16 protein-coding genes and 1 pseudogene are annotated in these 21,768 nt (G+C 43.1%); 3 read left to right on the top strand and 14 right to left on the bottom strand.

The window, feature by feature from the left end; translation table 11 throughout:
* Positions 1–253: 253 nt before the first annotated feature.
* On the bottom strand, positions 254–1,405 hold the full coding sequence (locus tag A1019T_RS04750; protein ID WP_077450651.1) for an endonuclease/exonuclease/phosphatase family protein: 1,152 nt from the start codon (positions 1,403–1,405) through the stop codon (positions 254–256).
* 408 nt (positions 1,406–1,813) lie between these two features.
* Here A1019T_RS04750 and asd point away from each other — a divergent pair, with 408 nt between their 5' ends.
* On the top strand, positions 1,814–2,959 hold the full coding sequence (gene asd, locus A1019T_RS04745; protein ID WP_077450650.1) for an aspartate-semialdehyde dehydrogenase: 1,146 nt from the start codon (positions 1,814–1,816) through the stop codon (positions 2,957–2,959).
* A gap of 99 nt (positions 2,960–3,058) precedes the next feature.
* On the opposite strand, the gene A1019T_RS04740 is transcribed toward asd, so the two are convergent.
* The 12 genes from A1019T_RS04740 to rimO form a co-directional block, all read right to left on the bottom strand.
* A complete protein-coding gene (locus tag A1019T_RS04740; protein WP_077450649.1) occupies positions 3,059–4,420 on the bottom strand; it encodes a sodium-dependent transporter in 1,362 nt (453 codons plus the stop codon).
* Between the two features lie 242 nt (positions 4,421–4,662).
* Complete coding sequence (gene lpxA, locus A1019T_RS04735) at positions 4,663–5,442, bottom strand: acyl-ACP--UDP-N-acetylglucosamine O-acyltransferase (protein WP_077450648.1); 780 nt, start codon at positions 5,440–5,442, stop codon at positions 4,663–4,665.
* Positions 5,443–5,499: 57 nt separating this feature from the next.
* Positions 5,500–5,997, bottom strand: a complete 498-nt coding sequence (fabZ, locus tag A1019T_RS04730) for a 3-hydroxyacyl-ACP dehydratase FabZ (protein ID WP_095532566.1) — start codon at positions 5,995–5,997, stop codon at positions 5,500–5,502.
* A 175-nt stretch (positions 5,998–6,172) separates the two neighbouring features.
* Positions 6,173–7,225 carry a UDP-3-O-(3-hydroxymyristoyl)glucosamine N-acyltransferase gene (gene lpxD / locus A1019T_RS04725; protein WP_077450646.1) on the bottom strand — a complete coding sequence of 351 codons (1,053 nt, stop codon included), beginning with the start codon at positions 7,223–7,225 and terminating at the stop codon, positions 6,173–6,175.
* 141 nt (positions 7,226–7,366) lie between these two features.
* On the bottom strand, positions 7,367–9,790 hold the full coding sequence (gene bamA, locus A1019T_RS04720; RefSeq protein ID WP_077450645.1) for an outer membrane protein assembly factor BamA: 2,424 nt from the start codon (positions 9,788–9,790) through the stop codon (positions 7,367–7,369).
* 331 nt (positions 9,791–10,121) lie between these two features.
* A complete protein-coding gene (gene rseP / locus A1019T_RS04715) occupies positions 10,122–11,561 on the bottom strand; it encodes an RIP metalloprotease RseP (protein WP_077450657.1) in 1,440 nt (479 codons plus the stop codon).
* Positions 11,561–12,805 carry a 1-deoxy-D-xylulose-5-phosphate reductoisomerase gene (gene ispC, locus A1019T_RS04710; RefSeq protein ID WP_077450644.1) on the bottom strand — a complete coding sequence of 415 codons (1,245 nt, stop codon included), beginning with the start codon at positions 12,803–12,805 and terminating at the stop codon, positions 11,561–11,563. Before ispC ends, rseP begins: the two co-directional genes overlap by 1 nt.
* Positions 12,806–12,921: 116 nt before the next feature.
* Positions 12,922–13,731, bottom strand: coding sequence for a phosphatidate cytidylyltransferase (locus tag A1019T_RS04705; protein WP_077450643.1), 810 nt, complete (start codon positions 13,729–13,731; stop codon positions 12,922–12,924).
* A gap of 64 nt (positions 13,732–13,795) precedes the next feature.
* The gene (uppS, locus tag A1019T_RS04700) at positions 13,796–14,566 is read right to left on the bottom strand and encodes a polyprenyl diphosphate synthase (RefSeq protein WP_077450642.1); all 771 of its coding nucleotides are present in this window, start codon (positions 14,564–14,566) and stop codon (positions 13,796–13,798) included.
* Between the two features lie 205 nt (positions 14,567–14,771).
* The gene (gene frr / locus A1019T_RS04695) at positions 14,772–15,326 is read right to left on the bottom strand and encodes a ribosome recycling factor (protein WP_077450641.1); all 555 of its coding nucleotides are present in this window, start codon (positions 15,324–15,326) and stop codon (positions 14,772–14,774) included.
* Positions 15,327–15,451: 125 nt separating this feature from the next.
* Positions 15,452–16,177 carry a UMP kinase gene (pyrH, locus tag A1019T_RS04690; RefSeq protein WP_077450640.1) on the bottom strand — a complete coding sequence of 242 codons (726 nt, stop codon included), beginning with the start codon at positions 16,175–16,177 and terminating at the stop codon, positions 15,452–15,454.
* A gap of 250 nt (positions 16,178–16,427) precedes the next feature.
* Positions 16,428–17,969: a 30S ribosomal protein S12 methylthiotransferase RimO gene (gene rimO, locus A1019T_RS04685; protein ID WP_077450639.1), complete on the bottom strand. Its 1,542-nt coding sequence runs from the start codon at positions 17,967–17,969 to the stop codon at positions 16,428–16,430.
* 486 nt (positions 17,970–18,455) lie between these two features.
* On the opposite strand from rimO, the gene A1019T_RS04680 reads away from it, so the two are divergent.
* Together A1019T_RS04680 and A1019T_RS04675 are read left to right on the top strand one after the other, a co-directional pair.
* Positions 18,456–19,700 carry a two-component system sensor histidine kinase NtrB gene (locus A1019T_RS04680; protein WP_077450638.1) on the top strand — a complete coding sequence of 415 codons (1,245 nt, stop codon included), beginning with the start codon at positions 18,456–18,458 and terminating at the stop codon, positions 19,698–19,700.
* Between the two features lie 83 nt (positions 19,701–19,783).
* Positions 19,784–21,550: a sigma 54-interacting transcriptional regulator gene (locus A1019T_RS04675; RefSeq protein WP_077450637.1), complete on the top strand. Its 1,767-nt coding sequence runs from the start codon at positions 19,784–19,786 to the stop codon at positions 21,548–21,550.
* Positions 21,551–21,672: 122 nt separating this feature from the next.
* On the opposite strand, the pseudogene A1019T_RS04670 reads toward A1019T_RS04675, so the two are convergent.
* Positions 21,673–21,768 (bottom strand): annotated as a pseudogene (locus A1019T_RS04670) (RNA-guided endonuclease TnpB family protein); the annotation flags it as partial.

The following is a 21,768-nucleotide window of genomic DNA, read 5'->3' as shown; positions in this document are numbered from 1 at the left end:
GATAAGACTTAATCTACAGGGCAATAGACCAAATTTTATCTGCTGCAAATCCTAACAGCTCATCTACGCAACCCAACACTGCTATCCATGCATCCTTGTGTTGATGAGTCTATTGTAGGCGGTTGCCCTATCTATGCCTAGCAGGCAAAAGCCCATTTTTACGTAAGCATATGCTTACAACCTGCCAGCCAGTTGCTCCTTCTTTCTATTTGCTCGTATTAACTCATAGCGACAGCTCTAGCTATTATTAAAGCTACTGACACTGAGCGCCAGATTTTTCCTGCTCAGCTTTCTCTTGTTCAGCTTCCGCATGCTCTTGCGACAGTCGCTCTCCTTCCTCTTTGCCCTCTTCAATTTTTTTTGCCGTTTCCTGCTTGTCTTTCGCCGTGGCTTCCGTAGCATTTTGTTGCTGTTCAGCTGTGGCACAGGCTTCATATTGCAAAGTAGTCAATACTGGGTAATGGTCTGAGCCTATGGAAGGTAAGCGCTCAATGTCAACTAACGTAAAACAAGGGCTATGGAAAATATGATCTAACGCCCAGCGTAAAAAAGGATAGTCCACATGGAAGGTATTGATAAAAAATCGACCAATGCGAGGATCTAGCAACCCTGATATCCGCTGGAACATTAGCGTTGTTTTTGACCAAGCAACGTCGTTTAAATCACCTGCTAAGATGGCCGTCTGATTATTTTCTTTGATATGTCTCCCTACCATTAACAGTTCAGCATCGCGCGTGGTCGACTTATCTGCCTCTGTTGGACTAGGGGGCATAGGATGCAGGCAGTAAAGCCAAATAACCTCGCCATTAGGCAGACGTAGCTGAGTATGAATCGAGGGGATATCATCAATCAATAAATATTTTATCTCAGGATCAATCAGCTCAAATTTAGAGTACAGATGCATGCCGTATAAATTATCTAAAGGCACTTTCACCGTATAGGGATAGTCGGGCTCAATAACCGTTAGAGCATCTTGCCATTTTTGGTCCGACTCAAGAGTGATTAACACATCAGGTCGCTTTTGTTGAACCAAATCCACTAAGGCTTGGGTATTATTATTAGGCGTTAATACATTTGATACCATTAACTTTAATTGCACTGCATCATCTATTGGCAAGGCTTGACGCACCTCTTTTTTCCAAAGGCGGGTATAAGGCAGAATCATGCGTAATTGCAGTCCTACCGCTGCTATTAAAGCAAGCAAGAGGAGGATACCCCAACTTCCCCACTGTGGAGCTAAGACCAACAAACCGATAAGACTTACCAAGCCGATAACTAGAATTTGTATCCTTGGAAAATCAACGCCCCTTATCCACCAATGATCTAAAGGCAATAACCCCCACACACTGACGAAGACCACCAAGCCTGCCAATATTTGGAAAATAAAATAGAGTGAGTCGAGCATAAATCACCAATGTAAATTTTTAGTAGAGCCACCAGGTTGGGATAAGGAAAAGTAAAGCCTATATAATGATAAAGCCAAGGTAAAAGCTATCTCTATAAGTCCGCTCAATAATACAGAGATTCTAACCAATATATAAATAAATTGGTAAATTTAGTAAATATAGTTCTATCTTATAATTTATAACAAAAAAAATGTTAAAAAATTAAAGCTCAACTCTTGCAATTTCACTCATATCAAGGCAATGTAAAGGGTTGCATATTGTAAATTTGCTGCCCACAATCTGCAGCACGAATACAAATACTGCAAATTCAGATACAGCGTCGGTTATTTATTCAGGGCTAAGCTTATCTGGGCTTAACGTTCTTAATCTAACAAATAATTTTAGCTAGATACACAAAGGATATATTCATGAGTCAATTAAAAGTGGGTCTTGTTGGATGGCGTGGCATGGTAGGTTCTGTGCTAATGCAGCGTATGGTAGAAGAGAAAGATTTCGCTAATATCACCCCTATTTTCTTTTCGACCAGTAATGCTGGCGGTGATGCTCCTACCTTTGAGGGCATTAAACACACTGAAGCCAGTGCCAAGTTAAAAGATGCTCATGATATTGAAGCACTTAGCAACTGTGACGTGATTATTACCTGTCAGGGCGGCGACTATACCACAGCGGTACATGGCCCATTACGTGATTCTGGGTGGACGGGTTACTGGGTTGATGCGGCCAGTAGCTTACGCATGGAAGACAATAGTGTTATCGTTTTAGACCCAGTAAACCGCTCAGTTATCGACAATGCCCTACAAAACGGCACTAAAGACTTTATCGGCGGTAACTGTACTGTCTCGTTAATGCTTATGGCCATTGGCGAGCTATTTAACCGCGGTTGGGTTGAATGGGTATCAGCAATGACTTATCAAGCAGCCAGTGGCTCAGGTGCTAATAATATGCGTGAGCTGATCAGCGGTATGGGCATGTTGCGTGATGCGGTAGCTGACCAATTGGCTGATCCTGCCAGTGCTATTTTAGCCATCGACAAAAAGATTGCTGAGACTCAGCGCAGTGGTGACTTCCCAACCCAATACTTCGGTGTGCCTTTAGCGGGAAGCTTAATCCCTTATATCGACAGCCAACTTGAGAATAAACAATCTCGTGAAGAATGGAAAGGCGGTGTAGAGACCAACAAGATTCTAAACAATGAAGGTGAAAATATCATCCCTATCGATGGTCTGTGTGTCCGTGTGGGCTCTATGCGCTGTCATGCTCAAGGTCTAACCATCAAACTAAAAAAAGACATTCCTTTAGAGGAAATCGAAGCAGCGTTAAGAGATAGCGGCAACGAGTGGTTGGATTTGGTAGAAGACGATAAAGAAGCCACCATGCAGCGTCTAACTCCTGTGGCAGTAACCGGAACCCTAACCGTGGCCTTAGGACGCTTACGTAAACTGAATATGGGTCCAGAGTACCTAGGTGCCTTTACTGTGGGCGATCAGCTGTTATGGGGCGCAGCAGAGCCTTTACGCCGTATGTTAAACATCATTCAGCAGTCTAAGGCCTAACTGTCTAACTCTTTAACCCTTATGCTGTTAAATGACCTATAAAAAAACCCCCAACTTAAAGTTGGGGGTTTTTATTTTTGCTTCAATTTAACGTTTGGATTAACTTAGAACAGTCGTAATAAATACGATGATTACACCAATAGGGGCCACAAACTTAGCAATTAACTGCCATAGTGACCAACTGCCTCCTGATAAGCCAAGCTCTTGGCGCACGCTCTCTTGATTCATGACCCAACCTGCAAAGACGATGGCCGCTAAACCTGCGATTGGCAACATGAATTTACTGGTTAACTTGTCTAAGAAGTCAAAGATATTATTACCAAAAATCATTACCTCTGACCACATATTGAACGACAATAACGCCGCCACACCCAGCAACCAAATAGCCACACTGGCTACAACAACAGCTGTCTTACGACTCATTGACGTACGCTCTTCTAAAAACTCAATAGAAGGCTCAATCAAAGAAATTGAAGAGGTTAGGGCTGCAAAAGTAATCAATAAGAAGAACAAGGCACCTAGCAATGCCCCCGCCGTCATACTACCAAAGGCGATTGGCAAGCTGACAAAGATTAGACCAGGTCCGGCTGCAGGGTCCATGCCATGACTGAAGATAATTGGGAAAATAGCCAAGCCAGCAGCAAGCGCGATAACCGTATCAAGGATTACTACTGCCCGTGCCATACTTAGTAGGCTAATGTTTTTACCTAAATATGAGCCATAAGTCACCATGATGCCCATACCCAGTGATAAGGTAAAGAAAGCGTGTCCTAACGCAGATAAATAAATATCTGACGCGCCTTCTCCAAATAACTTAGCCACATCTGGTGTAAACAAGTAATCAACAGCTTCAGCAAAACCACCATTGACCACGTTATAACCCACGATTACCAACAAAATTAACGCCAGTAATGGAATCATAACCTTAGCGGCTCTTTCAATACCGCCAGTTACCCCAAGGGCCACAATACCTGCTGTAATACCCATAAAGACTGTATGCCAAATAGTTAGCGTAGCAGGAGACGCTAACATGGTATTGAATACCCCTTCTACAGCTGCTCCATCTAGCCCGTTAAAATCACCACTGGCTAACTTGGTCATATAATTTAGAGCCCAGCCACCAATAACACTGTAAAAAGACAGGATTAAAAAGGCCCCTAAAATTCCGACCACACCCACAATGGCCCAGTTACGAGTCTTACCTTCTGAAACGGCCACAGTAGCGTATGAATCCATTGGGTTACGTTGCCCACGACGACCAATCATCCATTCTGCTACTAAGATTGGAAAGCCAATCAGGGCAATACACACCAGATAAGCCAGTACAAAAGCAGACCCTCCGCTTTCACCAACCATATATGGGAATTTCCAAATATTTCCTAAACCCACAGCAGAACCAACGGCGGCCATAATAAAGCCGACGCGAGATCCCCATTGAGCGTGATGCTGTTTGTTTGACATTTTAATCCTCCAGCCATCCAAGGCTTATACTTTAACTGTCTAATGTCCTTATGAGACAGTTATTGAAGTCACTAACTACCGCCAATAAATTGGCTTTATAGCAATATGTATTTACATCATTTAACAAAGTAAGTCTGTTTCATAAGCGATTAAAAGTCAAGCGACTAAAAACTAAAAAAGCCATAACTAAAAGTTATGGCTTGGTGTTAGTTTTACTTAAACTAGTTTTCAATTATCTAAAATTATCGGGTAATTCCTCGGTTACTGTTAACCAAAGAATCTATTAATAATTGAATTTTTGGCTCTTGCGGCAAGTAATCAGCAGTCAATTCTGCAATCACCTGTTCGGTAGTTTTACCAGACTTAAAAATCAGCTTATAAGCGGCTCTGAGGGTGTTAATGGTATTCTTTGACCACTGCTTACGGCGCATACCTTCAACATTAAGACCATGTGCCGCTGCAGGATTCCCCGAAACCAGAGTCATTGCTGCGACATCTTTTAGGATAACACTCCCTCCGCCGATAAGACTATAGTCACCAATTTGACAAAACTGATGGACCCCAGCGTTACCCCCAACAATCACATTATTACCAATGTGGACATGACCAGCGATTCCCACGTTGTTGGCCAAGACATTGCCATTACCTATAATACAGTCATGAGCGACATGGGTATTCACCATAAATAAGTTATTGCTGCCTATCTTGGTAAGGCTATTGTCCTGGACGGTTCCTCTATGAAAGCTACAGGCCTCTCGAATAGAGTTATTATCACCAATCTCGAGCCAAGTCTCTTCACCTGCATACTTTAAGTCCTGACAGTCTTCACCAATACTGGCAAACTGGAAAATCTCATTATTTTTCCCAATGCGGGTATTTTTAGTCACCACCACATGGCGTAGCAGCTTAGTTCCTTCATCAATAGAAACATTATCGCCGACAATGCAATAAGGTCCAATCACTACGCTGTCATGGATTTCAGCTTTACTTGAGACGATGGCAGTGTGGTGTATCTGTGTCATTAAGAACAACCTATTTTTTTAGAAAATTTAAAATTATATTATGTGAGAGCCTTAATTCTAAGCCGTAACGATTCTATCTTGGCGCATAATCATTAATTGGGCACTGGCTGCTAATTTATCGTCTACATAAGCTTTACAATCAAATTTATAAAGATCCCGCTTCTGCAATAAAAGCTTAGACTTTAAGACCAACTGATCACCAGGAACCACGGGGGCTCTAAATCTAGCTTTATCTACTCCGGCAAATAAAAACAGATGGCCCTCTTCGGCAGTAACCCCTTCATTAATAAAAGCCAAAATGCCTGATATCTGAGCCAATGCTTCTATAATCAGCACCCCAGGCATAATAGGCTCTTGCGGAAAGTGACCTTGAAAAAAGGGCTCATTGATGGTGACATTCTTATAACCAGTGATCCAAGAATTTGAGCCACAAGCGGTCACGCGGTCCACAAGCATGAAAGGATAACGGTGGGGCAAATAGCGTTTTAATTGCTCATAACCCATCGGCAAGCTTACTGATTTATCTAACAATAGCTGTGCATCTTCAGCGGTCATTTGCCATTCGTCTTGTTCGGAAATTATTTTAGCTTCTGAGCTTGCACCCTTACTCTGCTGTATCATGAGTTGTCCTTATCAAAATTTTACGCACACAAATCTTAATGCTATTATTTAACCTTAACAATGCCTACTAAAGCTAGGCTTAAAAACTTAATACAATCAAGTCAGCTGGTTATTTCTTACCTAGCGCTCTTATTTTTACCATAGCACGTCGCCAATCCATGGCTGGCATTGAGCTTACTCCAGAAGAATACACGCCTGGTTTTTTAATTGACTTACTAACCAAGGTCATGCCGGTTAATACTACCCCATCTGTAATCTGTAAATGACCGGCAATACCAACGCCGCCGCCAATCATACAATTCTTACCTATAATAGCACTACCGGCGATACCTACTTTTCCAGCTATGGCCGTTCCTGCCCCAATTTTTACGTTGTGGCCTACTTGAACTAAGTTATCAATGATGACGTTGTCTTCAATAACCGTATCGTCAACTGCACCTCTATCAATACAAGTTTGGCTACCAATACGGACATTATTACCAATAATAACACGGCCCAGCTGTACGATACGCTCCCAACCTTCCGTAGCAGTATTAGACATAGGCGCAAAACCAAAGCCTTCAGAACCAATGCTGGCACCGGCGTGAATCCTGACCTTATCGCCTAACTGACAGCTATGACCAATGTAGCTGTTTGGATATAGCGTACAGTCTCTACCGATTATAGAGTATGGCTCAATATGCACCTGTGACTGCAGTCGACTGCCTGAGCCAATTTTTACTTCTTCACCGATGACACAAAAAGGCCCGACATATACCTGCTCACCCAGTTCAGCAGAATCAGCCACCTGAGCTGTCGGATGGATAAAAGTTTGTGAAGGCGTAGCCATAAAGCTGTGCGAACGGTCAAACAGATGTGTGGCACTTGCATAAGCTACGTAAGGCGAGGACACAATTATCGCAGTGCTACCCTCAGGTACTTGGTCCGCATGCGCTGCTGACACCAAAACTACCGCTGCTTTAGTTTCTGATAAAGCTGAAACATAGGCCTGGTCTGCTAAAAAGCTTAGCTGACTGTCACTGGCTTGATATAGACTGCCAATACCGGTTAACTGGATCTGTAACTGCGCCTCTGTCAACGGCTGTTGATTTAAGAGGGGCTGACGAGCCTCGATGGCTGTCAACACTTCAGCAAGGCTTACGGTAGAAGCAGAAGAATTCATAGGAATGCCAGATCTCTTTTAAGAGTTTATTTAAGGGTTTAATTAAAAGAAAGCTCAAAGTTAATAACTTTGAGCCTGTATAAAGCAGTGACAATGAATAATGTCAAAACAGATATTAGCTGTCGACTAACTAGCGATAAACTAGAACGTACTACCAATCTGGAATTGTACTTCTTCAGTCTTATCACCCTCTTTATCACCAAATGGCTTAGCATAGCTTAAAGAGATAGGGCCAATCGGGGTAAACCAAGTAATACCCGCACCGGCACTGTATCTGAAGTCATTGTCTTGAGTTAATAACGGCGTACCATCAGCAGTCTCAGTAAACTTACCAGTGTTTTTATCAAACTTCACTACTTTGTCTTCTTTATCGGTGGTATCAAATACTTGACCACCTTCTACGAATAACACCGGCCGTACTTGATCTGCCCAATCGCCTTTGAATGGCATAGGTAGAATCAGTTCCGCACCAACGGTTGCCAAAGCGTTACCACCCACCTCTTCGTAGAACTTATACTGATTTTCGTCATCTAAGTTTGAGAAAGATGGAGAAATAGGACCTAGACTAGAAGACTCATAACCTCGAACCGAGCCATAACCCCCAGCATAGAAGTTTTCATAGAAAGGCAGGTCATTACCATAACCCAGCTTAGCATAGCCACGAGCAACGAAATCTTTCGCTAAAGGATAGTAATAGTTACCTCTATAGATTAGCTTCTGGTAAGTCTGATCACCAAACCCTAAAGTAGCATTAACCGTATGGCTCATCCCTTTAGTAGGGAACACGGGACGATCTAGCGTATTGTACTCCCACCCTAATTCAAGGTTATAGGTATTGTAGTCATTATTGAACTGATAAGAAGAGTTGTCCTTATCATAGGTGCCATCTTCTTTTAACAGGTCATAGGCGTTAGAAAGACCTAAATAGCGTCCGCCTTTTACTTCTGTATTGTCGTAGTTAAAGCCCGCACTAATACGCTTGGTTTCATCAATTGGATAACTATAGTTTAAATTAGCACCATAAGAATCCAAAACGTATTCACTAACGTTACGATCATCAAGTTTGGTTTTTCTATAGTAACCACTAATACCTTGTGATACCCCATTTTCAGTGAAGTAAGGATCGGTGAAACCTAAACTATATGAATCACGAGTTTGAGAACGAGCTAAAGCGGCATTAACGCGGTTACCCGTTCCCATGAAGTTTCTTTGGCTGAAATCAAGCTGGAAAGTTACCCCGCCACTTTGCGAGTAACCGGCAGCGATGGTTGAACTCCCTGAAGGCTGCTCTTCAACACTGATGTTGACATCCACTTGGTCTGGTGTATTTGGAACTGGCTTAACATCAACATTAACCGCTTTGAAAAAACCAGTACGCATTAGGCGCACACGTGAGTTTTGAATTTTCTCACTAGAAGCCAACGCCCCTTCCAACTGACGCATCTCACGGCGTAACACCTCATCTTCAGTCTTCGTGTTGCCGGTAAAGTTAATACGGCGCACATAGACAGGACGGGCAGGATCGATAAAGTAATCGATGTCTACCGTTTTGCTCTCATCATTAATGCGAGGAACAGGACGAACTTGGGCAAAATAATAGCCATCATCGCCATATTGATTTTTTAGGGCACTAGTAGAAGCTTCTAATTTGGCTTGAGAGAACTGCTCACCTGGCTTGAAGGAGATACTTTGTGCCAGCTGTTGTTTATCATAATTTGGGTTACCTAAGAAGTTGGTCTCACCAAACTTATACTGCTCCCCCTCGGTCACGCTTACTTCAATAAACACTTTGTCTTTTGAGTCATTGATATTCAAAATGGCATTATCAACACTAAAGTTAACGAAGCCTTCGTTCATATACATTGACTTTAGGTTCTCTAAGCTAGCTGCTAATTTCTCTTTCGCATAGCGGTCTGACTTAGAAAGCAGACGGGTCCAAGAAGTTTCTTTCACCGCAAACACATCTTTGATGTCTTCATCACTAAAATGCTTGTTACCGATAACGTTAATATCAACCACTTTAGCAGCTTTACCTTCAATGAAGCGCACTGTCAGCTTCACGCGGTTACCGTCTAACAGCTGTTGATCCACTTCGATATCACTGTTGTAGTAACCTTGGCCTATATACTGCTGTTGGAGCTCGTTAGCCACGTTTTGCACCGTTGACTGCTTTAAAACTCTACCGACAGAAATACCGGCGTATTTAAGACCTTCTTCTAAGCCCTCTTTTGGAATAAGCTTGTTGCCTTCGAAGTTCACTTCAGCAACGATAGGGCGCTCTACTACATAATAAGTCAAACGCCCATTTTCGTTTTTAGCTTGAATGTTAGCGAAGTCACCAGTGGCATATAAAGCTTGGATACTGTTAGCTAAATCTTGATCGGTAGCCGTCTCACCCACATTGGTAGTAAGCAAAGGATATAAGCTTTCCGGAGTTAAACGTTGCAGACCCACAAATTGGACGTCGGTTACTACAGCATCCGCTGCTTGCGCCGATACGGCCATAATTGCTGCAAATGCAGGCACTGCTATTAGTTGTGACATTTTAAATAAAGACGTTTGCATACATACAATCCGTGATTCAAAGAACGTGCTAAAAGTAAGAGGGTTTAATAATTTGTCTTTCACTATGCTTATAGTGAATTAGTGAGCTTATGTCTATTTTATAAAAGTAAAAGGCGGGGCTTGGTGTTATGCCTATCTCGAGTACCAACCCGAAATACCGCCTCACTTTTAATCTATTAGCAGATTAAACCTATTAGGTTAATCCAAAATAATTTTAGGTCATTATCAAGATTATTATAAAAAATCTTGACCTTAGGGGACGAGACGCCCCTATTTTTAGATACAAGCAACTATTTAAAGCTATTAAATTAATAAAATCCAGTATTTTTGTTTAAAAATAACGACTAAAGTCATTAGTTATGGCCAAAATCATAAAACCAAGAAGCAGCAGGAAGCCAATATTAAAGCCAACAATCTGCATTCTTTCTGAGACAGGTCGGCCTCGAATCAACTCTATAAAATAATATAATAAATGCCCCCCATCTAAAACAGGAATGGGCAATAAGTTCAATACGGCAAGGCTTAAGCTAATAATACCGGCATTGGCCAATACTTGCTCCCAGCTAATCTCGAAGCTTTGCTTACTGATAACTGCAATTGTGATCGGACCTGATAGGTTGTCTAATCCCACTTTACCTGTGATCATTTTACCCATCGAGTTCAGGGTCATCGTCGCCAGTTGACCGGTTTTGGCAAAAGCTTTACCGATAGCAGTTATAGGGTCGTAGGATACCATCGTTTTGTAGTCTTCTGGTACCACAATCTCAATAGGAGCAATCCCCACCCCGATCTGACCATACTGCTGACCCGCTGGACCTTTTTTACCCTGAGGCATAATTTGCAACTGAACTTCACGGCTTTGACCTTGCTCATTTTTTCTAACCACTGTGAAATTAAGCAAGGTTTCAGGATTGTCCCTGATAATACGCGTGACGATTAACCAGTCATCTACCGGCTCACCATTAATAGCAACAATCTTATCACCGACCTTCATGCCCTGACGTATAGCAGCCCCTTCTTCTGATAACTGACCTATCACCGGCTCAACTTTGGGTTGCCAAGGCAATACTCCTAAGCTGGTTAAGGTGTCTTTGCCAGATTGTGTGCCCTGCATGAAGTTATTAATAGGAACAGCCACTTCACTGCTCTGAGCATAAACTGACGAGCCTTTTTCAGTGGCCGAAATGTTGGCTGAGTCTTCTGGGTTTTCTGCTACTTTTTGCAGCGCAAGAGAAACGGTACCCGTCTCTCCCATACGATCAGCCAGACGATAGTTAATCTCTTCCCAGGTCTGTACTTTATGACCATCAACCGCAACAATTTTATCCCCTTTGGGTAGATTCACTGTGGCTGCTGGTGTCTCAGGCAAAATTGACCCAATACGGGTGTTTAGCTGCTCGCTTGGCACCAAAAACAGTACCCAAAATAAGGCGATAGCAATGACGAAGTTCATCAAGGGGCCGGCGGCAACAATGGCGATCTTCTTCAAGGGATGCTGATTGTTAAAAGCCAGATGCTTCTCTTCTTCAGCCACTGACCCTTCTCGCTCATCAAGCATCTTCACATAACCGCCTAGCGGTAAGGCGGAGATGCGATAATCGGTGCCGGTCTTTTTATTGGTCCAACTGGCAAGCTTAGGGCCAAAGCCGATGGAATAAGTCAGCACCTTAACCCCACACAATCGGGCCACAATATAGTGCCCCCACTCGTGTAGTGCTACTAATGGGCCTAAAATAGCCGCAAAAGCAAGGAGGAATAGAGCCAATGTCATTAACTGCGACATTTTTCTACCTCTCGTTGAGCTTGAATCCTAGCTAATTTGTCTATGGTTAAAATATCCTCTAAGGTTTTAATACCACCACTAAAGCTATCTGTCTCATCTTTTTTATTAGATGTAACAGAATCTTGCTGATGCATAGTGTCCAATACTCGGCCATTAATCAAGGCAATATCGGTTAAAGAAACTTGCTCTTTTATAAACGCCTCTACTGCAACTTCATTGGCCGCGTTTAAGGCAATGGTCGCTGCCTGCCCAGACTGCATGGCTTCTCTGGCTAATTTTAGACAAGCAAATTTCTGTAAATCAGGCTTAATAAATTCCAGTGCTGATAATTGATATAAATCTAAAGATTTAACGCCAGCACTAATACGATTTGGATAGGCCAAAGCATGAGCAATTGGGGTACGCATATCGGGGCTGCCCATTTGCGCTAAGAAGCTGCCGTCGCAGTATTCAACCATCGAATGGATGATACTTTGTGGATGGATAACCACATTAATTTGCGACTCGTCCAGATCAAATAAATGACAGGCTTCAATCAGCTCAAGTCCTTTATTCATCATGGTTGCAGAGTCTACTGATATTTTCTGACCCATAGACCAGTTAGGGTGCTTAACCGCCTCACTGACGCTAGCAGCCTGCATCTGCTCCCAGCTTTTGTGTAAAAAAGGGCCACCAGAAGCCGTCAGCCACAGCTTTTTGATACCGTAGCAAGCATTATGAATATGGGTATTTTTTTGCTGTACTTCAGCAGGCAGACACTGGAAGATGGCATTGTGTTCTGAATCTAAAGGCAATAAGGTAGCTCCATTGTCTCGAACTGCCTGCATCATCAGACTGCCGGCCATGACCAAAGCCTCTTTGTTCGCTAACAAAATACGCTTACCCGCCTTGGCAGCGGTTAGGGTTGAGGCCAGTCCTGCCGCACCCACAATGGCAGCCACCACGGTATCAACCTCAGCATCTGCTGCGATATCGTCTAGACCCGCTTGCCCCCCTACCACATCACAGACGAGGTTGGCTTGCTGTAATCGTGAAGCAAACTCATCCACCTTGTCTTCAGGCACAGCCACTCTACTCGGTTGAAACTGCTGGCACAGCTCAAAGAGCTTATCCAATCGACCATGACCTGATAGCGCATAAACCTGATAATGTTGGGGATGGTCAGCCAATATTGATAAAGTACTGTCGCCAATAGATCCGGTGGCGCCGAGGACAGCGATGCGTTGGGTCATAACTTACCTTTTAAACCATTGCTAGTTTTTATATAAAATAATAATGAGGATGGGTATTTTTTAAAATTAATAACTTAAAGCTAAATATATGCTGCTCTAAGTGATATTGGTTTAATCTATATCGTTATAAAGCCAAAGTACTGTAAGGCCCAAAAACCCAAAGCAAAAATTGGCGTGGCGGATAATAAAGAATCAATGCGATCTAATACGCCACCATGCCCTGGTAAAATAGTACCAGAGTCTTTGACCCCTGCACGACGCTTCAGCATAGACTCAAATAAGTCACCCAGTACTGAGGCTAAGATAGTCACCAAAGACAGTAGAACAAATAAAACCAGCTGCATACCCGTGTATTCAAGCTTAAATAAGCTGATGCCTATTACCACGGCCAGTCCGGTTGCTAGCCCTCCCATTAGACCTTCCACACTCTTGTTGGGGGAAACATTAGGAGACATTTTACGTTTACCGAACTTACGACCCACAAAGTACGCCCCACTATCGGCACACCAGACCAGTAAGAACACATACATCAACCACCAGGCAGACAATTGCCACAGATAGAACATGGCGCTAATGGCCGCAGTTAAAATAACAATACCCATTACCGATAAGCGCTGGCCATACCAGTTTGTGGAGGTAGGGAATTTAGTGACCCAAGACAATGCCATTAACCAAATGACGATAGCAGCAGCCCACCAAGCAGGCCAGGTGACAGGAAGCAGTAAGGTAGTCATGGTAACGGCAAACACCAATACCACAAATAAAGAGGGGGCACGCCACTTTGGCATTAGCTTGGTCCACTCATGGGAAGCTATTACTATCCCAGTGGCCAATAAAGGGATGAACAGATAAGGCGTATCACTAGCAAATAGTGCGACTCCCACAATCAAGACCAAGATTAAAGCCGTCTTAATGCGTATCCACATACTAGGCACCCTCTTTTATTTTTATTCATGTAATTTAAAGAAACGTGCTTGTGAAACCCAAGCCCTACGTTTCTGACTCAATTTGTTCACTGGTTTTACCAAATCGGCGCTGACGACGTGAGAATTCAAACATCATCTCATTTAACTCTTTGGCAGCGAAATCTGGCCATAAAGTATTGGTGAAAAATAACTCAGCATAGGCTGATTGCCATAATAAGAAGTTTGAAATTCGGTATTCACCACCGGTACGGATAAGCATATCTACATCCGCCAAATCCGCCAGCTGAACTTGACCGCTTAAGGCTTCAACCGTTAACTGCTCGGCGCTCATCTCGCCTTGTTCAATTTTTTTAGCGAGTTGCTGTGCGGCATTGGCAATATCCCACTGCCCACCATAACTGATAGCAATCACCAAAGTCATTGCCTTATGATCCGCTGTCTCTGCTTCAGCATCGGCCATCTGTTGCTGTAATTCTGGACTTAACTGGCTTCTATCCCCAATGAATCTTAAGCAAATATTGTATTTTTTCATACGCCGCAACTGTTCACTGATGGTCGCAGAAAGCAGTCGCATCAGTAGGGCCACTTCATAGGCTGGACGTTGCCAGTTCTCACTTGAGAAGGCAAAAACAGTCAACACCTCAATGCCCGTAGCCACACAATACTCTACCAAAGGGTCTAAAGACTCTTTACCCGCAATATGGCCCTGACCTTTGGCCATACCATGCGCTTTAGCATAGCGGTTATTGCCATCCATAATTATGGCAATGTGTTTAGGTAACACTGGGGGAACAGGCAAGGAATCGTAAGCGTTTGAGGTTTGTGGCTCAGTCATAATAGTCTTTATCTAATGTTTTGGGTAGGTTTTGGTCTTATTAGTCTGTATTTATTGACGAGGTATTGTAATACAGACTTAATAAAACCTTATGATTCAAACCTAGCCTGCCAGCCCTAAATATAGAATACTGAGGGATAGCAGACTAGGCTTGATAGGGCTCACTGACTTATTACTGATTGGCTTGTTCAGCCTATAATCAGTCTTATACTTCCATTAGCTCTTTTTCTTTGGCTTCAAGCTTACTGTCGATAGAAGCAATGTATTTATCGGTTAGCTTTTGGATATCATCACTGGCACGGCGCTCTTCGTCTTCACTGATTTCTTTTTCTTTCGCCAAGTCTTTTACATCATTCATCATATCGCGGCGAATATTACGCACTGAAACGCGGCTGTTTTCTGCCTCACCACGCGCAAGTTTTTGCATATCACGGCGAGTTTCTTCGGTTAAGGCTGGCATAGGAACACGGATCACGTCTGCAGTCATTGGGTTTAAGCCCAAGTCCGCTTCACGAATCGCTTTGTCTACTGCTTGCACCATTGAACGTTCAAATGGTTGAACCAATAAAGTGCGAGAATCTTCAACGTTGACACTGGCCACTTGGTTAAGCGGAGTATCTGCGCCATAGTAGTTTACCATCACGCCAGATAACATACCTGGGTGAGCACGGCCGGTACGTACTTTACTAAAAGCATTTTCCAATGCTTCTAGAGATTTTTTCATACGCTCTTCGCCGTCTTTTTTAATGTCATTAATCATAATTTTTTCCTTACTCTATAATCAGTTAACAATAGATAATCGCTTAACAATACCATGCTATAAATGTCGCGCCACTCTTATGGCCATAACTAGTCGTATTCGAGTAGCTAGTCTGGTAGAAACAACTAGTGAAAGACTTTTGTGCCTTCATTTTGACCCATAATAACGTTTAATAACGAGTTGGGTTTATTCATATCAAATACTTGTAAAGGAACGTTGTGCTCACGGCATAGAGCAATCGCTGTTAAGTCCATAACGCCTAGTTTTTGCTCTAAAACTTCATCGAAAGTTAAAGCATCATATTTTTTGGCATCATCATGGATACTTGGGTCTTTGTCGTAGACTCCGTCTACTTTGGTCGCCTTAAGGATAACGCCAGCTTCAATTTCAATACCGCGTAGACAAGCTGCTGTATCAGTGGTGAAAAATGGGTTACCTGTTCCTGCCACGAAGATACACACATCGCCATTTTTCAGGTAACGAATGGCGTTTCTGCTACTGTAACTCTCGGTAACTTCACCGATAGGTAAGGCTGACATCAAGCGGGTATTGATATTACGGCGCTCTAGAGCATCCCGCATTGCCAAACCATTCATAACTGTGGCCAGCATCCCCATTTGGTCCCCGGTTACTCGGCCCACCAAGCCTTCTTTTTGTAGTTGACTGCCGCGATATAAGTTACCACCGCCAACAACGATACCTACTTGCACTCCTAAACCACATAAATGAGCGATGGCTAGGCTCATCTTATCCAGTACAGAAGTATCAATCCCCATACCCTGTCCGCCAGCTAAGGCTTCTCCAGATAGCTTAAGTAAAATACGTGAGTACTGCGGGTTTTTATCAGACATAAGGCACCTTGCTATATTGTTTGCACTAATTTATTTTTCTCTTAACCTGGCTAACCTTTAATTAGTTTGACCATAAATTATGACCCAATGATTAAGCACAGCTAAGATGAAATAAATAGCTAAATAAAAAACTAACTAAAAATTAAGCTAAATTCGGTAAAGTTTACCAAAAAACGCTATCTGCTTATAGTTCTATTTTGATACTAAGGCCGTCCTTTGCTTTCAAAATCATTATCCCTGAAGAAATTTGCTAGCCGGTATAAGAAGCAAATAAGTCATACTCACTGGCTTCGTCGATGGTTACAGTGATCATATCCCCTACTTTTAAAGCAACCTGACCGTTTTGTACAATATCATCGACATAAACGTGACCATCAATCTCTGGCGCATCGGCGTAACTGCGACAAATGGCAATAAAGTCCTCGTTATCAATCTCATCGACCAATACCGTCATGGTTTTACCCACTTTCTCTTGTAACTTCTGCTCAGAGATCTGCTGCTGTACCGCCATAAATCGCTCGTAGCGCTGCTGTTTCACCTCTTCAGGCACCGGATTGGGCAAGTCATTGGCCACTGCTCCCTCAATCTCTGAATAGGTAAAACAACCGACACGGTCAAGCTTAGCTTGTTTCAACCACTGAAGAAGATATTCAAAGTCTTCTTCGGTTTCACCAGGGAAGCCTACCACAAAGGTTGAGCGAATCACGATATCAGGGTTAATCTCGCGCCATTTTTGGATACGCGCTAAGGTATTTTCACTGTGTGCCGGACGCTTCATTGCTTTTAAGACACTGGGACTGGCATGTTGTAGTGGAATATCGAGATAAGGTAATAAACCACCACGATCGCCTGGCTTCGCCATAAGCTCAACCACTTTATCGACATGCGGATAAGGGTATACATAATGTAGACGCACCCAAATACCCACTTTGGCCAGTGCTTCACAAAGATCAAAGAACTTTGATTTGAGCGGCATACCATTCCAGAAGGTGGTCTTATACTTCAAATCCACCCCATAAGCCGAGGTATCCTGAGAAATAACCAATAGTTCTTTCACTCCGGCTTTTTTCAGGGCCATCGCTTCATTCATCACCTCGTCAATGGGACGAGAGACCAAATCACCGCGTAAGTTTGGAATGATGCAGAAGGTACAGCGGTGGTTACAGCCTTCTGATATTTTTAGGTAAGCATAATGACTTGGAGTCAATTTCACGCCTGCCAAATCAATCAGATCAATCTTGGGGTCATAAGCTTTTTTATCTTTAATCGCTTGAGGCATTGGCGCATGTTTTGAAACTGCAGTAATGACTTCGTCATAAGCGTGAGCGCCCGTTACTGCAAGAACAGCAGGGTGCATATCACGGATTTTCTCAGCATCTTTACCCAAACACCCGGTCACAATCACTTTACCATTTTGACTGATGGCTTCACCGATGGCATCTAAAGACTCTTGTACCGCGGACTCAATAAAGCCGCAAGTATTTACCACTACCAAATCTGCACCCTCATAATCTGAGGCCACACGATAGCCATCTCGGGTCAATTCAGTAATGATACGCTCACTGTCTACTAGCGCTTTTGGGCACCCTAAAGAGACGAAACCCACTTTTGGGGCAACCGAAGAGCCTGTCGCTGTTTCTTGCTGACTGGCTTGCTGTCCACTTTGCTCGATACTGCGATTTTGATTGTGGTTGGCTTTATGGTGATAAGCACCTTGAGAAGTTGCATCCGGGGCGACTGAGGCACCTGGCACATAAATAGAAACGGAATCCGCTGGATTTTTGCTTGGCATAGACAAATACTTTTAAGAGTAGTGAATTGAAAGAGGATAGATTGAATGAATTGCGAGGCAGTGTGTAAACACTAAAATTTGATGTGCATTGTACGAATTTTAGCAACGCTATACTAGCACCAATGCGTTATTCATATGTTTTTCACCTCTTATTAAACTAAGTGAATGCCTAACTTTATCCTACCCTGCCTTAATCAGCTGGTTTTATGAAGATAAGTTCAACTTGTATGGTGCATATTTTCTCACTCACTACCCACTAATCGCAAAAAAATACATTTTTTGGTATTTTTTGCCCTAAAATGTATCAAATACCTTAGTTTATGCACTTATTTAGGTCATATTATTGGATTAGTCGTTTCTATAACGTTAGGAGCTCGACAGCTTGGCCTAAAAATAAAACTACATCGCCTATTTAATAGGCCATCTAGCTTGGTACTATTCTTGCAGCTTTAAACTTGCCGCCTTGACTCTGGAAAAATATCTCATATGAAGCCGTTACAAGCCCTCTCCTTATTACAAAACCTGTATACCGGTGTCATTTGGGTAGCTGAAGATTTGACCATTCAATGGGTCAACAGCCAAACTGAGCAGCTACTTTTAGTAAGCAAATCGCGCTTAATAGGGCTTAGCATTTTAGACTTATTAATACCCACTATGAGTGAAACCAAAGTCATTACTGCTGAAAGCGAAAGTTTAAACCAATCAACAGACCCTAAGGCTCAGCTTTCAGAGAACAAATCTTGTGTAGAGGCATCAAGAGACAAGCTAGAATTGCAGTTTCATAATGCCAAAGAGTATTTACAGCCTTTTATTGAGTACAGTCGCCACATCCGAGGAGTCAACCAGCCGCTACATGTACATTACAGTGTGACTCCGATGAATCAGGAAAGTGGCTCTTATTACTTGATTGAGATATGGCAAGGAGACCGTCAAAGCCGGTTAGATAAAGAACAGAGGCTACAAGAGCAACATGATGTTTCCAGAGAAATGCTGCGCTCTGTTGCTCATGAGGTAAAAAACCCGTTGGCGGGTATCCGAGGAGCGGCCCAGCTATTAATTCAGCAAACTCAACACCCTTCTGAAGCCACCAATAATGGTGAGAATACTGTTTTAGTCGATGCCAAAAAACTAACCACCTATGCCGGTATCGTTATCAGTGAAACGGACCGCTTAACTAAGCTTATTGAGCAGCTACTTGGCTCAAATCAACTACCGGAGTGGCAATCGGTGAATATACATGAGCCTTTAGAGCATGTGTTACTACTAATCCAGTCTCAGTACCCACAGGTTACTATCAAAAGAGATTATGATTTGTCGCTGCCGGAGATTACCGCTGATAAAAATCAACTTATTCAGGTATTTTTAAACCTAGTAAATAATGCCTGTGAAGCATTGTCAGAGCAAGATACGACATTGTTACAGGCTGAATATCAACCTCAATTAACTCTAATTACTCGGATTGAGCATCAATATACCATTGGTGCTCAGCACCACCGCCAAGTAATTCGAGTCAGTATTCAAGACAATGGCGCCGGTATTGCTGATGATTTAATCGAACGGATATTTTTTCCGTTAGTGACCGGGAGGGCGAATGGTACTGGATTAGGACTGGCTCTAGTACAAGAAATCATACACCGTCATGAAGGGGCGATTGAGGTCAGCTCTCAGCCTGGAGACACCCACTTTAATGTCTATCTACCCTTACAGCTAAGCAACCTTCACCCCCAATAATAGTCGTGATATAAGCCCAAAACATCCTCATAAAAAGCAGCTTCTATAACTGAACCACATTCATAAAAAATGGAATATATAGCATGATAATTAAACACAGCCTGTGGCTAATCGACGATGATCCTGCCTTAAGATTAATCTTAGAAGATACTTTTCAGGATGCTGGACTTGAAGTACAGGCTTTTAGCAATGCCAAAGGCGCTTGGGCGAAGTTAAATGACATATTGAATGACCATAAGAATCAAGCCCGTCTGCCCGATGTTATTTTAACCGACATCCGCATGCCGATGATGGATGGGCTTTCTTTTAGCCAGTGGATGAACAAAAACTTTCCAGACTTACCGGTTATCATTATGACCGCTCACTCCGACTTGAAGTCAGCAGTAGACAGTTATGATACCGGGGCATTTGAATATTTACCCAAACCCTTTGATTTAGATCACGCGGTCACAATTGTAAAAAAAGCCATTGGCACTAATCCTAAAGCCTCAACGCTCAAATCAGAAGAGAAGCCTGTTGTTGCCTCTAATCCTGAAGCTGATGCGTCAGTGACCTTTAAAAAAAATAAAGCAACGACTGCTGATTCTGCTTCTACCAAGGCCACAAAAGCCAATGCAACAAAACCTTCAAAGCCTGAAGGCGTGCAATCCAGTCCCATTATTGGTCAATCCGCCGCCATGCAGACTGTATTTCGCGCCATAGGACGACTTGCCTCTTCCCCAATTACGGTATTGATTACTGGCGAGTCTGGTACTGGTAAAGAGCTTGTAGCAGGTGCTTTACACCAAAACTCTCCGCGTCAAAAAAAGCCTTTTATTGCCTTAAACATGGCCGCCATTCCTCATGAGCTAATAGAGTCTGAGCTGTTTGGTCATGAAAAAGGGGCGTTTACTGGAGCAACCACTCAGCGTCAAGGTCGTTTTGAGCAAGCTGATGGCGGCACGCTATTTTTAGATGAAATAGGTGACATGCCTTTTAGCACTCAGACCCGTTTACTGCGAGTGCTGGCCAATGGTGAGTTTTTCCGAGTGGGCGGACAGAAGCCCATTAAAGTAGATGTCCGTATCATTGCTGCTACCCATCAGAACCTAGAGCAGCTGGTCAAAGAGGGTAAATTCCGTGAAGACTTATTCTATCGTCTCAATGTGATTCGCCTGCCACTACCCCCACTGCGCGCCCGTCCTGATGACATTCCTGAGCTGATTGAGTTCTTTATGAGCAAAGCAGCTACCGAAATGAAGACTGATAAAAAACAACTATCGCCAGAAGCTCTGCACATTATGCAAGCCTTTAATTGGCCAGGTAACGTGCGTCAATTGGAAAATGCCTGCCGCTGGATTACCGTGATGGCAACGGGCGAAGTATTAGGTATTGAAGATTTACCGCCTGATCTTACTGAATTTGCCCAACGCTATTTAACAGATCAACAGAGGCCAACCGTTCAGCCGTTACATGACACTGAAAACAACCCGTCAACACTGCCCGCAGTAAATGGAAACACCACACCAGCTAGTGAGCCTCCATCCTCAAACTTACAGGTTCCTAGCAACCTATCTAATAGCTCTAGTAGCCCAACGGCAGTAAATTTGCCTACTGCGGCGTCGCTTCATAATCCACCTATTGACTGGCAAAGCCAGCTGCAGACTTGGGCCACTACTGCTTTAAGCCAAGGTGAAACCGAAATTTTACAACTGGCTACTCCCGAATTTGAAAAAGTATTAATCAAAGTGGCCTTAGAACATACCAAAGGCCGAAAAGGCGAAGCGGCTGATTTGCTAGGTTGGGGACGCAATACTTTAACCCGTAAGATAAAGCTATTAGACATTACTGACAACAGTCGTTCCTCTTAAGGTGCTCTTATGCTGTTTAAAATACTTTTACAGTAATTAACCGATAGTCAATGACTGCTGATAAGCCTTATTTTAGTTAAAATCGCTTTAATTCGACCTATATTGTTGACCTCCTCCCCTCGCTAAACCGAGGGGATTCCTACAGCTAGACGGTCAAGCCCGACCGCAAGGATGTTCTTAGCAGCATTGATATCTCTATCATGCCATGTGCCACACTC

The organism is Psychrobacter piechaudii, from assembly GCF_900162825.1.
Lineage (GTDB): Bacteria > Pseudomonadota > Gammaproteobacteria > Pseudomonadales > Moraxellaceae > Psychrobacter > Psychrobacter piechaudii.
The sequence above is the reverse complement of the archived record's forward strand: the minus strand, read 5'-3'. Positions and strand labels throughout refer to the sequence as shown.